Source organism: Halalkalibacter alkalisediminis (assembly GCF_028610705.1).
GTDB lineage: Bacteria > Bacillota > Bacilli > Bacillales > Bacillaceae_D > Halalkalibacter > Halalkalibacter alkalisediminis.
This window is the reverse complement of the sequence record NZ_JAQQWT010000003.1, coordinates 171,939-186,671: the sequence shown is the minus strand read 5'-3', so window position 1 is coordinate 186,671 and position 14,733 is coordinate 171,939. Positions and strand designations below refer to the sequence as shown.

The following is a 14,733-nucleotide window of genomic DNA, read 5'->3' as shown; positions in this document are numbered from 1 at the left end:
TATAAGCACAAAAGAGGAGACAAGTAATCTTGTCTCCTCTTTATATATCCTAAAAAAATGTTATAGTGTACCTAACCAACTGGCAAATTGATAAAATAACGGAATACCAAAAATGAGGTTAAATGGGAATGTAATCCCTAGTGCTAAGCCCAAATAAATGGATGGATTGGCTTCTGGCACTGAAGTGCGGAGGGCAGCAGGTGCCGCAATATATGAAGCACTTCCAGCAAGGACGCCCATTAAAGTCATTCCTCCAATTGATAATCCGATCATGCTTCCTACTAATACTCCAAGAGTGCCACCAACAATAGGCATAACGATTCCGAACAATAAAAGCTTCGGACCGTGTTTTTTTACTTCGGGTAGACGTTCGCCCGCAGTTATTCCCATACTTAGTAAGAAGAGAATAAGTACACTGCTGTATAAATCAATAAACAGTGGTTGAATGACGGGTATGGCATTGTCGCCAGCAACGAGTCCAATTAAAAGGGCACCTAGTAGGAGAATAATACTCTTTCCGAAGAATGCTTCTTTTAATACGTCTTTATCAAGAAAAGAGGTTGCTGGTGATGAAAAAGCTAACCTTTGAGGTATATAAGTTTCCGATCTATTCTCTTTAGAGTCAAGTACTTTAAGTAAAATCAGAGAAATAATAATGGCTGGGCTTTCCATCAACACGACCATCGCATTCATAAACCCTTCAAAGCTAGTGCCAACATGATCTAGAAAAGAAATGGCTGCTCCGTAAGTAACTATGCTTACAGACCCGTAGGTAGCTGCTAATCCTATAGCATTTTTTGTATCTAGTTTAATCGTCTTTAGAAGAAGAAGAGCGACGATAGGCAATAAAGAACCTAGAAATAAAGTAGCTATTACTGGACTAATGACTTCTTGAAATGAGTATTTTGAAAGTTCAATTCCTCCCTTAAGGCCAATTGCCACTAAAAGAAAGATACTTAAAGTTTCACTTAAAGCTTTTGGGAATTTTAAATCCGACTTAACCAGGGCGGCAATTAACCCTAATAGAAAAAATAAGACAACCGGGGAAAGTAAATTTTGTAAAATAATTTCGTACATCACAATACCTCCATTCAATTCCATTTACCTTTATTCAAAAAAAACCGACAATTAACAGAACAGACTCTACTTGAGTCGTGTATCTAGTAATTGTCGGTTTACCTTTAACGAGCTAAAAAGCTATTTAAAGATCTCCCATTATTAATCTAATGTTTTTTCGATATCATTGGCTAACCTAAATACCATAAGGCGTTCACCGGTTTTGGTGCTAATATCCGTATGAAAGGTTAAAACTTCTTCCCCGACTAATTCTTGAATCAGTTCTCCTAGTTGATCACGACCAGATTCAACGAGCTCACATCGGATTTTTTTTATAGACAACCGCCCTTCATCTTTTTGACACAACGCATACTCAGCTGGAGTAAGAACACCTTTAAGCGTGACGATAATCATATCGCGAATTATATCAGTTTTTACAGAAACGGATCCTCTTCCTAAGAAATCCTTCTCCCATTGAGTTAGCGCTTTGGAAATGGTCGCCTCTAAAGCGCCTTTCTTTTTGACAGCTTGCATCTCATACCTCCAGTTGTTTAGTTACAAAAAAACGGCATATTTCTCCTCATAGAAAAGAAATATGCCGATTTACCAAAACGTTTAAGAGTGAAGTAGCTAAACTTTTTCCAATCATCGATTTTTCATCAACAACAGGCTAAAGAGGGCTTAACTTCTATCTTTTTCATTTGATCTCTCGGTAGTTTCAATTAATTAAATGATAATTCGTAGTAACAATATTGTCAATGGTTTATTACAAAGTTGCAAGATTACATTTAAATCCTCTAGCTAGTCAAAAGGGGAACAGATATAATAATGTCGAATTTTGTAGTGTTATAGTGTGTAAGATTAGAAAAATTGGTGGAACAGGATTTGGGCCTAGCAATTTCTAAAGAAATAATTGTTCATCATAAAGGTGAAATCTGGATTGAAGCTAAGGAAGGGTCTGGGACGACTGTATTTATCAAGCTTCCTTAATTGCTTAAAAGTCATGATCGTTGAAGGTGATACTAGTCTAGCTCTCCTATTATCAGAGGAGCTTAATGGAAAAGGCTTGAGGGTAATTCATCATAACGATCCATCTAGAGCGTTTCAAGATGCGAAGAAGATTCCATTAGTTGGGATTGTCATAGATTTAATGTTAGGAAATGAGCGAGTGGGGTTTAATTAATTATTTAAAAGAAGGGGAAAAGACGCAGAACATTCCTATTGTAATCTCATCGGCACTAGAAAAATCCGAAATTGAAAAATATTTAACAAAACCGTTTCAACCTCATGAATTATCGACGACTATAGTTGAATTTCTCTTGCAATCTGAAACGGGTGATGTGTTGTTCATGGAACCGAAGGAAGAAATCGTCCAACAGTAAACATGTTGGACGATTTTTATTATTCTATTTGTTTAAAGTAGGCGTGTTCAGTGACACACATGAAAGGTAAAAGGACGCATAAAATCTAAGATTGAAGCATAAGTTGGGGAAGTAGATGCATAAAAACCAAAACTGATGCATAAAATTTAGTCGTTTGAAAAAATAAGCAAAAAGCATGTCTAATTTTGCAAAAAGAATGCTAAACTGTTCCAAGATTAGCAAACAGTATCTTGCATTAGAGGAAAATTCACACGGTTTGAGCATGTTTTTTATAAAATAAGTCACTCTTCTATGAAAAAAAGAGAAACAAAGCTAGGCTCTGTATCTCAACTCACGAAATCCTTTTTTGACGTTGTTACTTATTTTTGAAAGGCCTCTTTTGCTAGTAGAATTAACGTCAGATCATCCATAGGTGGATTGTGAAGGCCTGCACGGACATCGCGATAATAACGCTGAATGTCATTGTTTTTAAACAAACTTTGAGCCCCAACGACCCTCATTGCACGGTCGACAATGTCAATGGCTGCATTAACAACATGGTATTTTACAGCACCAAGTTCAGATTGCATCAACAGTTGGTCTGCTTCGTTACTTGAATCCCATTTCTTTGCAACGCCATATAGAAAATAACGAGCTTGCATTAGAGCGGCTTCGTTCTCTCCAATTTTCACTTGAACATTTGGCAATTCTTTAATCGAACCATCGAGGCTGTTTGGAGAATAGGAGTGTGAAAAATCGATCGCAAAATTTTGAGCCGCTTGTGCGATGCCTAAATAACAAGTAGGGATATGTAAGAGCCAGCCAGCGGGCCGTTTGTTTCCTGGCTGGATGAGTTCAACCAGATGATCTGCAGAAACTTCAACCTGATCTAGGTGAAGATCGTGGCTTGCTGTTCCCCTCATTGCAATGGAGTTCCACGTCTCTTCAATTCGAACCCCTTTAGCAGAATGTTGAATGAAAAAGTTTCCAACCTGACCATCATCCGTGGTTGCCGAAACGATGAAATAATCTAAAGCTGGCGCCATTGAAGTGAAATTTTTTCTCCCAGAAACGATCCACGAATCCCCCTTCTTATGCGCGCGAGTAGTAGGTTTTCCTCCTCGAGTTGGACTGCCTGTTTCGGGCTCAGATGCAGCAGCATTTATCAATTTTCCTTCTTGAACAATTTCCCTAAATAACAGATTAATGATGTTCGGAGGCCAATGTAATCGTTCACCTAATTGTGAAATAAGTCCCATGTGCCAACCAATTGACAAGGCGGTTGAGCCATCTTGTTCTGCGATGATTTCTTGCAATGGTAGCCATTCAGATAACGGAAGCCCCTGTCCGCCAAAGGACTTTGGAACAGTAAGAGAGGTATACCCTATTTTTTTTAGATCTTCTATATTTTCCATTGGAAACGTATTTTCTTCGTCATGTTTTTGGGCACGCTTAGCAAAAGCCTTGACCGTTTGTCGTATGATTACTTTTCTTTCTTCTAGTGTGGTAGCCTTGTGAAGTTGCATTCCGATACCTCCGATCCTTCTTTTTACCATTTTATCACAAAGGAGCGAAGATATAGAATGTTGCGCCTTTGGTTTAAGGCCTAATGTAGACGGCAGTCCCATTCGGAACGGTTCTCGCCAATTCCTCTACATCTTGATTGTACATCCGAACACAACCAAGAGAGACATAGTGTCCGATTGAACTTGGATCATTGGTTCCATGGATCCCATAAGACTTTTTAGATAAACTCAACCACATTGAGCCAAAAGGTCCTCCAGGATTAGGGGCTCTGTTCACTATGACAAAATCTCCCACAGGTGTCTCGTGAAGCATCCTTCCAACTCCTACAGGGTAGACTTTTTGAACGACACCTTGATTCATTAAAGTGAGAGTTCGATTAACTAAAGAGATGTGAATCGTATAAGGAATCGTATCGGGGTGAGGGAGATTTGGGATCACGATTTGTTGACCAACGAGAATCATATTAGGATTGATACCTGGGTTGGCAGCAACAATAGCTGAAAGAGAGGTACGATAATCTTCAGAAATGGCAAATAACGTTTCACCTGCTTTTACAGTATGGATCATTGTTTAATAACCTCCATGACCATTTTTATTATGCTTATTTAGAAAAAAAGTGAATCAGAACAGAATTTAAAGTGACGCTGTTGTAAAAAAACGTTATTATGAGCCAATGCACCTTCTATAGTAGCTAAAGTTAGAATAAACAAGCTCGATTAACTTGGAAATGCTCTTGTACAAAAATTTCAGGAGCAGGTCGAACGAATGGACCTCTGGAAAGGTTTGTTTCAGGTCGTTCAATTCTAGTGAGTGAGAGTTTCGACATTATTTTTTTGAACCTACTGATCCTTCACTCCAAGTCCACTAATGGTTCAAATTGGATAAGATGTATTCGCATTCAAACAACTTTCACTCATTAATAGATTGGATCCCCATATGAAAATATGGTTAAATAGAAGTAGCAAATCGTTGGAGGGATGAAGATGAGACCATTGCAGATATCTGCAGATACAGCTCAAAAATTAGCAAAATCGTTAAACGTTCCAATTGAACAGATCATGCATATGCCACAGCATATTTTACTAGCAAAGTTAGCGGAGTTTCAGAAAGATGAGAAAAAAGATGAGTAAGAAAAAGGTTGAATGAACTGTAAAAGTTGATTCAACCTTTTTATATAGATGAAACTTACTATCTCCTTATAGTTAGCTACTTAGTTAAATAAAAGTATCGATAGGAAAACAACAGTCCGGTCACATAAAGAAGCAGAGCAAAATAAGCAGGTAATAAATGAATGAACGTCGTATAACCAATGGCAAAATGAACTGCAATACCACTTGTAAAGGCAGGAATTCCTCCAATGAACAACGTCCACCATACCCAGCGATTTCCTTGCTGAAAGCCCCAGAGTGAAATCATTAAGACTAGCAGTCCCACACTTAATAAAGCACTACCAAATCCAGCGCGGTCATGGGCAATTACAGGAATAAGCTGTTGATTAAAATCGTCAAGCATCTCAGGTGGCATACAAAGATAAAGAAGGTCTGTGGTCACAAACACGTTCGTGACACCAATAAAAGAAATCATTGCTCCACCAAAAACAAATGAAAACCCAAGTATGACGAAGCAAAATTGACCAAATAAACTTCCTTTCCAGACGGAATGGTTATGTCTGTTGCGAGAAGTTGCTGTTTCGCGAATATGCCTTGTTTTTATGAAGCCTATTACATAAAACGGTAATAGAATTAGCCAAAAAAGCAGGTGAAGCCAGTCAAAATAACCATAACCTATAAACAGTAAGATTCCTAAAAAACCAACAATGGCTGCTGCATCAATGGTTTGCTTCGCCCAACGTAAACCCCGTTTAACACCGTAAGTGGCTAAAAACATATAGAGGAATCCGCCTGAAATCATGGTTCCAGCTAAAGTCATTCGATCGTGTGCCATGAAAGCAAGAATTCTTTCGTTGAAAAGCTCAATCGAAGATCTACTCATCTCTAAAAAATGCTCATCGTAAGGGAGGATGATGGTGGTCATACTCAAAAGCAGTGTAATCAGCCCACCGATCATAATTGAAAAACCAAATAAAAAGTACCACCCCCAACCCTTGTAGTTGAATTCCTCTTTGGGTAGTTGATCTAATTGGGCTTCTTTTATTCGTTTTGGTAAGCCGGGACCTGAAAATACATAGCCTGATGTTAGTAAGATAAGATCAGCACCTGCGTCAAATAGAGATAAGGCATCATCAGGTTCAAGTACGCCACCTACTGTAATAACGGGTAGAAGAAAGTGGTTGCTTTTTAAAAAAAGAAGTGCATGTTTATGAGATTGACGAGTGATAGAATCAACTTCATGAGGTACTTCATCTAACAATAGACCTGAATAAGTAGACTGAATTGTACTCAATGAAACCGATTCTACTTGAGAACAGGTAATGGCTAGAAAGATAGGCTTTTTTATAGGATCAAAACCATCTAAGTTCGATTCTTTAGTATCAAACTCGAAGATGAAGGCGTCGGCAACATCATCCAGTATACTTGTTAATTCTAATTGTTCCTTAACAGTACCTGACAGTCGAATAAAAATGGGTTGATTCGGCTGCTGTTGTTTTAGTCGATCTATTGTCTTAATGACTCCAATCGATTCAAGAGGGTCATGAAACTTAATGTTTTTATTTTGTTGATCGATCGTTGGGGGAACAGATTTTGTAGCGATCTTTGTAACAGGGCCGATTTCAATGAAACCGAATCCTAAATTAGTAAAGGCCTTAGTCCCAGTTAAATGAGGATCGATCTTTCCTGAAATACCAATTGAGTTAGAGACTCGTAAATGACCAATGTTTTTTTCTAATCTCCAAGACGATTCTTCGCGTCCTAGAAAATTTATGAATGATTTTCCTCCAGGTATGGACGCAATTCGATTCATTCCTTTATGAATGAAATCACGAGAAACAGTTGGAGGTAATCTTGATAAAAGTGGCTTGAATAAAACGTGATAGGACCAATCAGGCATTTGAATGTCCACCTTCCTGGTAGAAATATATATAAATATTGTACAATTCATTAGCACGTCCTACAATGAGTTTAAGAGTTATTTACTAACACATAAAGTTCTGTTGAGCTTGGAATGATTGAAAATTTGATATAAGGATTCTCGTAACTTACTAGGCAGAATTCAATGAATGAAAAAAGTGGGTATGGAATATGATGATCGCAGTTGTTTTTTTTCTTGTGTTTTTGACTGGAGCAAGCTTTTATTTCTATCAGGTAGCTATTGCAAGTACGTCTAAGGATTTCTTATCGGACAACCCCGATCTTGAGAAATCTGTTATTGCGGAGAGTATGACGGCAATGGAAGAGGATCCAAAAGCTTGGATAAGCAAGCAGGAGCTTGAGACAATAGAGATCACATCCAATGATGGTCTTAAATTAAAGGGATACTTTCTTAAAGCGAGTAAACCGACTAATAAAACCATCATTATTGCACATGGCTATTCTGGTCAAGCAAAGGATATGGGGAGATATGCAAGGTTTTATTATGAAAAACTGGGGTATCATGTGCTCCTACCAGATGCACGTGGTCACGGTAAAAGTGATGGCAACTATATCGGTTTTGGTTGGCATGAGCGAAAGGATTATTTGCAATGGATTAATGTTGTGATTGAAAGAGTAGGAGAAGATTCTAGTATTATGTTACATGGAGTTTCAATGGGGGGGCAACTGTCTTGATGACAAGTGGCGAAAGTTTACCTGATCAAGTAAAGGCGGTTGTTGCTGATTGTGGGTATACATCTTGTGAGGAAGTATTGAAATATCAATTAAAGAGAATGTATCACCTGCCAAGTTTTCCTTTACTACAAAGCACGAGTTTGCTGACAAAAGTGAAAGCAGGTTTTTCATTTAAAGAAGCATCAGCTATAGAACAAGTGAAAAAGGCCGAAGTGCCGATTTTATATATTCATGGTAAAGAAGATCTGTTTGTACCGACCGATATGGTTTATGAATTATATGAGAAGACAAACAGTGAAAAAGAATTATTATTAGTTCCTGAGGCTACTCACGGTGAAGCGTATGTCGTGAATAAAGAAGTTTATGAAAGCAAAATTCAGGAGTTCTTTAGTAAATATGTTAAAACAGGACGGTAGCATAATGAAGCTACCGTTTTTTATGGTACCCTTGTCACTCCATAGAACCGTTTGATGTGGTGACTATTAATATTAAGAAAGTCTTAAGATTTAAACTAAGTAAATGTTAAGATTTACACATTATGATAAGGGTAAGTCAAGGATCTAGAATGACGAAAGGGGGGTTACGATGAATTATCAAGTACTAGTTGTTGATGATGAGAAAGAAATTCGTACTGCTATTGAGATTTATTTGAAAAATGAAGGGATTACGGTGATCCAAGCAAAGGACGGGATTGAGGCGTTAGAGAAATTACAGGAGCAAACGATTCACTTGATTCTGCTAGATGTCATGATGCCTCGCCTTGACGGAATTTCGACAACATTTAAAATCCGTGAAGAAAAAAATATCCCAATAATCATCTTAAGTGCGAAAAGTGAGGATACCGATAAGATATTAGGGCTGCAGGTCGGTGCAGATGACTATGTAACGAAGCCGTTTAATCCTTTAGAACTTATTGCAAGAGTAAAATCGCAATTGCGAAGGTATGTCTCGCTAGGAACATACGAAGGCATTCACAAGTTAATTGATTTAAATGGCTTAACCCTAGAGCGAGAAGCGAAAGAAGTGAAAGCTCACGGAGAAGTGGTCAAGCTCACACCGATCGAGTATAAAATTGTTGAGTTACTTATAATGAATGCGGGACGAGTGTTTTCAATCAATGAAATTTATGAACGTGTTTGGAAAGAGCCTTGTTATAATGCTGAAAATACAGTGGCTGTTCACATTAGAAAGATACGAGAGAAAATTGAAATCGATCCGAAAAATCCTAGATATTTAAAGGTGGTATGGGGAGTTGGATACAAAATGGAAAAATAAAGTAATGATAGCTGCATGGTTATTTTTATTCACATTCGGGTTAGGCGGTGTGTTATCCGCGTTAACCCATGGGACGGATTATGTACGAAATTACTTTCATACGGATCAGTTTGAAAGCCAGTTCAATCATTTTATCGATCAATTGAGTATTTATGAATTAAATCATATACCGAAAGAAGAAGTAAAAGCATTGATGACCGTATCAGAGGATGAGGTTACCGAACATCGTTATCGGTATGGGAATCTAACTGAACAGGTTTCAAGTATTAAAGAGCAGTATGATCATCTGATTGAAGATGCCTTAACAAATGAAAATCAAGCTGTTGCAGATGCGTATACTGCTGAAAGAGATAAAAAAATAGAGGATATTACAAATAATTTTTCAAGTGATGAACATATCCGGGAAAAGATTATAAACGAAAAGGAACAAAGAGTAGATGAGTATTATCAGAATTTAGAAATCAACCGTGCTAATTTAGTGAAAATGAAATCTAGTTTTCAGTATTATTTGAGAGACATAGAATCAGGAGAAGTTTTTACAAATGTTACGTTAACGAGTGATGAAATCAATAGTGTTTTTAATCATAAGGATTTACATTTTATTCGCAGTTACCCATCAAGTAAATATGGCCATCTTTCAACACAAGGAAGCGGTGAAGCTTACTTTGGTTACGATGAGGTGATCGTTGGACCTTCACAAGCAAATAGAAGTCGGGAGTTTGAGGGGAAGGTGGCTGTTCCACAATCAATACAAGGAACAAGCCCAATATTAGCAGAATATGAGAACTATAAACAATCAAGACTCCTATATGCGATTTATGGCTTCACTGGATTATTGGCTCTGTTGATAAGTTTCTTTATTATTAAGAAAACAGCTATTTTAAGGAGTATTGACTACTCATCTTGGAAAGAAGTATATGCTCGTATTCCGATCGACCTTCGGCTACTTATTTTTGTTATTATGCTGTTTGTTGCATATCATTTGTTGATTCAAATATATATTTCTACTGATTTTTTAGCGGGTATAATAAGTTATATAAGCGATTTTTTTATTCATACAATTATAACTACTATATTTGTAACATTAACATTTATACAGGGAGTTCTGTTGAAAGCTGTTTTCATGGATTCCAATCTACTTATCAAAGGTTGGAATGATGCGATTGTGATGAAGGGGTACCGTGCTACTCAACAAGCCTTTGCAAATCGACGTTTAGGAACAAAACTAATCTTTTTGTTAGCAGTCGTATTTGGCTTTGGATTAGCCTTTTCAATCATTTTTATTGAACCTGTTTTAATTATTCCATACGGGGTTGTCTTTCTATTCATTGGTTTGCCAATTTTATTTATGCTATTTAAGCGAATTGGCTACTTTAACCGGATTATCGAGAATACGAATCACATCGTGAACGGTCGTTATGTCCCTGACCTGCCAGTGAAAGGAAAATCAGTGTTAGCTACATTAGCAAGTGACATTAATACACTAAAACATGGAGTCAAAACATCACAAAAAGAACAAGCAAAAAGTGAACGCTTAAAAACAGAGTTAATTACAAATGTTAGTCATGATTTGAGGACACCTCTAACGTCGATTATTACGTACACCGAATTACTAAAATCAATGGATCTTTCAGAGGATGATCGAAATGCGTATATTCAGGTGATTGATCGCAAATCAAAAAGATTAAAAGTATTAATTGATGATTTGTTTGAAGCATCAAAAATGGCGAGTGGGAACATTGAGTTAGTAAAAGAGGATATCGATCTCATTCAATTACTCCACCAAGCACTTGGCGAGTATAACGAAACTATCGACGAATCGACTCTACAGTTTCGAATATCGACACCATCATCCCCTCTTTTAGCTAATGTCGATGGTCAAAAAATGTGGAGAGTGTTTGATAACTTAATTGGAAATATTATCCGTTACTCGTTGGAACATACGAGGGTGTATATTTCAGTCAAAACCATAAATGATGAAGTAGTTATTATCTTTAAAAATGTTACCAAGTATGAATTAGGTGATGGGGTCGATGAACTATTTGAGCGCTTTAAACGTGGCGATGCTTCTCGTCATACCGATGGTTCAGGTCTTGGTCTTGCTATTGCTAAATCAATCGTGGATCTACATGGTGGACGGTTAGACATTAATGTCGATGGTGATTTATTTAAAGTAACTGTTGTTTTAAATGTAAAGTAATTTAATGAGTAGTCAGTTAGGTCAGCTAGAATTCAGTTGGCCTTTTTTTAGATTTTTAAGCCTGGCTTGGCTTTTACTCTAATTTCAACTACGATAGATAAAAAGATAACGTTTTCTAAGGGGCTGCGCATGAAAAAAATCTTTCTATTTTTTGCGATGAGTTTGTTATTAGCTTTTTGGGGATTAACCGTACAAGCGGAAGAAAATAAAAAACTTGTAGTTGGGTATGATCCCGATTTTCCTCCTGTCCATTTTAATCAGGATGGAGAACCAAGCGGGTTTGCAGTTGATATCATGAATGAGATTGCAGGGCGAATTGGAGCTGATGTTATATACAGTCCAATACCACAAAAAGAAGCTATCTCAGAGCTTCAAGATAAGAAGATTGATATTCTGCTAAGTGCCTATTTTAATGAAAAACATGCTCAAATGATGGAGTTTTCGGACTCTATTTTAAGTACATCTATTGGGCTTCTTGTACATGTTGAGAACAAGGAAATCGAAGGGCTCGCTCAATTAACGAGCGCAGTGACTGCCCTTCAACGTGATACCCTCGAATATGAGTTTTTACGTAATATTCGTAGAATTAAGTATCATGTTGCGAGCAACCAAGTTACGGCTATGGAGTTGCTCTTTAATGGACGTGCTGATGCGTTTGTTGGAAATGTGTTAACAGCTCAATATATATTGGAGGAAACAAATCAGCAGGACCAATATAAAATTGTCGGAAGCTATCTGTTACCAATCGATTATACAATGGCAGTTCAAAAAGAGAATTATCTCCTACTAGGTCTAGTTAATAAGAGTATTCGAGATATAAAAAGTGACGGAACTTACAGTATGCTATACGAGAAATGGTTTGAAAGTGAAAATGAACTAACGGATCGTTTATGGATAGTCATTCAAATTATCGGGTCGTTGCTTTTTGTAGCTATTATTTTATTTTTAATTGGTATGCGCTGGAATCGTCAGCTACAAAGAGAAGTAACAAAGAAAACCACCGTCTTAAATCACATGAACAACAAGCTTCAGGAAAAAATTGAACAAACAAAGAACAATGATGAATTTCAGAAGCAAATATTAAATAGTAGTCCACGCGGGATTGCAACGGTAAATCAAGAAGGTGTGGTTACGTCTTTTAACACGAAGGCTCTAGAAATATCAGGGGAACAAACGGAGGTTGTGGGTCTTCACTACGAACAGATTTTGTTGTTGCAAAAACTGTTGGAGAACCGTTTTAGCCAAGTGTTTCAAACGAAAGATGTATTCTTAGGGGAAGAAACGGTATGGGAAAAAGATGAACAACGCACCTACTATCTACGCTATTATGTGTATCCTTTATATGATTTTGAAAAACGATTAAATGGCCTAATTGTTACATTTGAAGACATTACAGAAGAAAGGAAACTGCGTCTTCAAATTTTTGAACAAGAAAAAAATCAGGCTCTAAGCAGAGTGGTTGCTGGGATTGCCCATGAAATTCGTAACCCACTAACCTCTATTAAAACGTTTGCTGAACTAATCCCACGTAAGTATATGAATGAACGGTTTCAAAAGGAGATTTCTACCTATGTTCCACAGGAAATTGAAAGGGTGAATCAGTTGATTGAAGGATTAATTGATTACGCAAAGCCAAAACAATTAACGAAAGAACGGATAGATGTGTCTTCGATCTTAAAAGAATGTTCAATTTTATTTGATCGTACGGCTCTTAACAAGGGTATCACTTTACAATGCGACACGGAGGAGAACCTCTGGATTAAAGCTGATTCCAATCAGTTAAAGCAAGTCATTATTAATCTCATTATTAATGGATTGGATGCGATGAGTTTAAAAGAAGAAACGAAAGATTTTGTTTTGAACTTAAATGCGTACACTAAGAATAAAAGCATTATCATCCAGATTTCAGATAAAGGGACAGGTATGACAGAAGCAGAGCAACTTAAAGCGTTAGAGCCTTTTTACACGACAAAAGAAAAAGGAACAGGTCTTGGTTTAGCCATTGCTCATCAATATGTCCATGAGAATCGTGGGAAGTTAGTGATCGAAAGTAAGAAAGGAAAAGGAACAACGATAACGTTAACATTCTCAAAAGAAGAGGGAGGGTGAGTGAATGAAAAAAGTTATCGTAATTGATGATGAAGCTTCAATTTGTTCTTCTTTGGAATTTGCATTAGAGGATCAATACGATGTTGTCACTACAACAAAACCAAATGAAGGCTTAAAACGTATTGAGGAAGATAGCTATGACTTGTGTTTGCTTGATTTAAAAATCGGTCAAATAGATGGTCTAGAAGTCTTAAAGAAGATTAAAGAAGTAAGTCCGAAGACAATTGTTGTGATGATTACTGCTTATGGAACGATTTCTACTTCTGTAAAAGCGATACAAGAAGGAGCATATTCGTATTTAACTAAGCCCATTAACATTGATGAGCTCTATTCAATTATCCAACAAGCGCTTCATTATCAGCATCTAAATCAGCAAGTTGATTTTTTAAGTCAAGAACTAGAAAAGAAATATAGTTTTGAAGGAATTATTGGTAAAAGTGAAGCAATGTCTGTTGTATTTAACTTGATCAGTAAAGTAAAAGAAGTTGATTCAAATGTGTTAATTACAGGAGAAAGCGGAACTGGAAAAGAACTGGTTGCGAGGGCGATCCATTTTTCTGGAAAACGGAAAAAGGCACATTTTGAAGTTGTCAATTGTGCAGCGATACCAGACCAACTCCTTGAAAGCGAGTTATTTGGTTACGAGAAGGGGGCATTTACAGGAGCTGTTTCAAGTAAAGAAGGAAAATTTCAACTTGCAAATGGTGGAACCATCTTTCTTGATGAAATTGGAGATATGCCTCTTTCGTTGCAAGCTAAGCTTTTACGTGTTTTGCAAGAAAAAGTGGTAACCAAGTTAGGATCTAATAAGGAAATTAATCTAGATGTCCGTGTCATTGCAGCAACGAATAAGAATCTGGAACAAGCCGTCAAGACAGGTGAATTTCGAGAAGATTTATTCTTCCGCTTAGATGTTATTAAAGTACCTTTACCACCACTAAGAGAAAGAAAAGAGGACATCCCCCTATTAATCCAACATTTAATCGAACAGTTTAACGTAGAGATGGTGAAAAATGTACAAGGGTTAACGAAAGAAGCAAACCGCATTTTACTAAATTATGATTATCCCGGTAACATTCGAGAACTATCTAATATCATAGAATCTTCTATGGTTCTAGCAGATGACAGATTTATTGAAGTGTTGGACCTTCCACAACAAGTTCAATCTATTCAAATGGTTGAGCGTAAAGAAGGAGTTACACTTTTAGATTCGGTAGGGATTCCGTTAAAAGAAATGGAAAAACAATTTATATTAGCTACACTTGAAGCGAATAATGGTCATCGAAAAAATACTGCTTTAATGTTAGGAATCAGTGAAAGAGGGCTACGTGATAAGTTAAATCAATATAAACAATAGAAACCGGCAAATTTTGCAGGACGGCAAATTTTGCCGGTTTAGAATCGGCAAAAATGTATGCGTTTACTTGGTAGCGTATACATTTTTGCGGTTTTAAAGTTGGCATGACCCTTGCATTAAAGA

The 14,733-nt window shown here is 37.0% G+C and carries 15 protein-coding genes; 10 read left to right on the top strand and 5 right to left on the bottom strand.

Going from position 1 to position 14,733, the window contains the following annotated elements; all coding sequences use genetic code 11:
* Window positions 1–60 precede the first annotated feature (60 nt).
* Window positions 61–1,077, bottom strand: coding sequence for a sodium-dependent bicarbonate transport family permease (locus PQ474_RS05765; RefSeq protein WP_273841089.1), 1,017 nt, complete (start codon window positions 1,075–1,077; stop codon window positions 61–63).
* Window positions 1,078–1,218: 141 nt separating this feature from the next.
* Complete coding sequence (locus PQ474_RS05760; protein WP_273841088.1) at window positions 1,219–1,590, bottom strand: Na-translocating system protein MpsC family protein; 372 nt, start codon at window positions 1,588–1,590, stop codon at window positions 1,219–1,221.
* A 339-nt stretch (window positions 1,591–1,929) separates the two neighbouring features.
* Here PQ474_RS05760 and PQ474_RS26565 point away from each other — a divergent pair, with 339 nt between their 5' ends.
* The 3 genes from PQ474_RS26565 to PQ474_RS05750 are packed head-to-tail and all read left to right on the top strand — an operon-like array spanning window position 1,930 to window position 2,438.
* Window positions 1,930–2,046, top strand: coding sequence for an ATP-binding protein (locus PQ474_RS26565; protein WP_390185893.1), 117 nt, complete (start codon window positions 1,930–1,932; stop codon window positions 2,044–2,046).
* Window positions 1,997–2,239 carry a hypothetical protein gene (locus PQ474_RS05755; protein ID WP_337956326.1) on the top strand — a complete coding sequence of 81 codons (243 nt, stop codon included), beginning with the start codon at window positions 1,997–1,999 and terminating at the stop codon, window positions 2,237–2,239. The genes PQ474_RS26565 and PQ474_RS05755 overlap by 50 nt, the downstream gene beginning before the upstream one ends.
* The gene (locus PQ474_RS05750) at window positions 2,217–2,438 is read left to right on the top strand and encodes a response regulator (protein WP_273841087.1); all 222 of its coding nucleotides are present in this window, start codon (window positions 2,217–2,219) and stop codon (window positions 2,436–2,438) included. Before PQ474_RS05755 ends, PQ474_RS05750 begins: the two co-directional genes overlap by 23 nt.
* Window positions 2,439–2,797: 359 nt before the next feature.
* Here the strand turns inward: PQ474_RS05750 and PQ474_RS05745 are convergent, their stop codons facing one another.
* Entirely contained in the window at window positions 2,798–3,943 is a 1,146-nt protein-coding gene (locus PQ474_RS05745; RefSeq protein WP_273841086.1) for an acyl-CoA dehydrogenase family protein, read from the bottom strand.
* Between the two features lie 73 nt (window positions 3,944–4,016).
* Entirely contained in the window at window positions 4,017–4,511 is a 495-nt protein-coding gene (locus PQ474_RS05740; RefSeq protein ID WP_273841085.1) for a L,D-transpeptidase family protein, read from the bottom strand.
* Window positions 4,512–4,927: 416 nt separating this feature from the next.
* Between PQ474_RS05740 and PQ474_RS05735 the strand changes: the two genes are divergently transcribed.
* Window positions 4,928–5,074 (top strand): YycC family protein, encoded by a 147-nt coding sequence (locus PQ474_RS05735; RefSeq protein WP_273841084.1) that lies wholly within the window; start codon window positions 4,928–4,930, stop codon window positions 5,072–5,074.
* A gap of 76 nt (window positions 5,075–5,150) precedes the next feature.
* On the opposite strand, the gene PQ474_RS05730 is transcribed toward PQ474_RS05735, so the two are convergent.
* On the bottom strand, window positions 5,151–6,953 hold the full coding sequence (locus PQ474_RS05730; RefSeq protein ID WP_273841083.1) for a dihydroorotate dehydrogenase: 1,803 nt from the start codon (window positions 6,951–6,953) through the stop codon (window positions 5,151–5,153).
* Between the two features lie 191 nt (window positions 6,954–7,144).
* On the opposite strand from PQ474_RS05730, the gene PQ474_RS05725 reads away from it, so the two are divergent.
* From PQ474_RS05725 to PQ474_RS05700, 6 genes are all read left to right on the top strand, one after another.
* A complete protein-coding gene (locus PQ474_RS05725) occupies window positions 7,145–7,669 on the top strand; it encodes an alpha/beta hydrolase (protein WP_273841082.1) in 525 nt (174 codons plus the stop codon).
* Window positions 7,669–8,085, top strand: coding sequence for an alpha/beta hydrolase (locus PQ474_RS05720; RefSeq protein ID WP_273841345.1), 417 nt, complete (start codon window positions 7,669–7,671; stop codon window positions 8,083–8,085). Before PQ474_RS05725 ends, PQ474_RS05720 begins: the two co-directional genes overlap by 1 nt.
* A 169-nt stretch (window positions 8,086–8,254) precedes the next feature.
* Window positions 8,255–8,944 (top strand): response regulator transcription factor, encoded by a 690-nt coding sequence (locus PQ474_RS05715; RefSeq protein WP_273841081.1) that lies wholly within the window; start codon window positions 8,255–8,257, stop codon window positions 8,942–8,944.
* Complete coding sequence (locus PQ474_RS05710; protein WP_273841080.1) at window positions 8,922–11,144, top strand: sensor histidine kinase; 2,223 nt, start codon at window positions 8,922–8,924, stop codon at window positions 11,142–11,144. Before PQ474_RS05715 ends, PQ474_RS05710 begins: the two co-directional genes overlap by 23 nt.
* Window positions 11,145–11,273: 129 nt before the next feature.
* Window positions 11,274–13,253 carry a transporter substrate-binding domain-containing protein gene (locus PQ474_RS05705; RefSeq protein ID WP_273841079.1) on the top strand — a complete coding sequence of 660 codons (1,980 nt, stop codon included), beginning with the start codon at window positions 11,274–11,276 and terminating at the stop codon, window positions 13,251–13,253.
* 4 nt (window positions 13,254–13,257) lie between these two features.
* The gene (locus PQ474_RS05700) at window positions 13,258–14,610 is read left to right on the top strand and encodes a sigma-54-dependent transcriptional regulator (protein ID WP_273841078.1); all 1,353 of its coding nucleotides are present in this window, start codon (window positions 13,258–13,260) and stop codon (window positions 14,608–14,610) included.
* The last annotated feature ends 123 nt before the right edge of the window (window positions 14,611–14,733 follow it).

Coding starts and splice junctions, on each gene's coding strand:
- PQ474_RS05765 (WP_273841089.1), bottom strand. CDS start 1,077: ATGTACGAAATTATTTTACAAAATTTACTTTCCCCGGTTGTCTTATTT.
- PQ474_RS05760 (WP_273841088.1), bottom strand. CDS start 1,590: ATGCAAGCTGTCAAAAAGAAAGGCGCTTTAGAGGCGACCATTTCCAAA.
- PQ474_RS05750 (WP_273841087.1), top strand. CDS start 2,217: ATGAGCGAGTGGGGTTTAATTAATTATTTAAAAGAAGGGGAAAAGACG.
- PQ474_RS05745 (WP_273841086.1), bottom strand. CDS start 3,943: ATGCAACTTCACAAGGCTACCACACTAGAAGAAAGAAAAGTAATCATA.
- PQ474_RS05740 (WP_273841085.1), bottom strand. CDS start 4,511: ATGATCCATACTGTAAAAGCAGGTGAAACGTTATTTGCCATTTCTGAA.
- PQ474_RS05735 (WP_273841084.1), top strand. CDS start 4,928: ATGAGACCATTGCAGATATCTGCAGATACAGCTCAAAAATTAGCAAAA.
- PQ474_RS05730 (WP_273841083.1), bottom strand. CDS start 6,953: ATGCCTGATTGGTCCTATCACGTTTTATTCAAGCCACTTTTATCAAGA.
- PQ474_RS05725 (WP_273841082.1), top strand. CDS start 7,145: ATGATGATCGCAGTTGTTTTTTTTCTTGTGTTTTTGACTGGAGCAAGC.
- PQ474_RS05720 (WP_273841345.1), top strand. CDS start 7,669: ATGACAAGTGGCGAAAGTTTACCTGATCAAGTAAAGGCGGTTGTTGCT.
- PQ474_RS05715 (WP_273841081.1), top strand. CDS start 8,255: ATGAATTATCAAGTACTAGTTGTTGATGATGAGAAAGAAATTCGTACT.
- PQ474_RS05705 (WP_273841079.1), top strand. CDS start 11,274: ATGAAAAAAATCTTTCTATTTTTTGCGATGAGTTTGTTATTAGCTTTT.
- PQ474_RS05700 (WP_273841078.1), top strand. CDS start 13,258: ATGAAAAAAGTTATCGTAATTGATGATGAAGCTTCAATTTGTTCTTCT.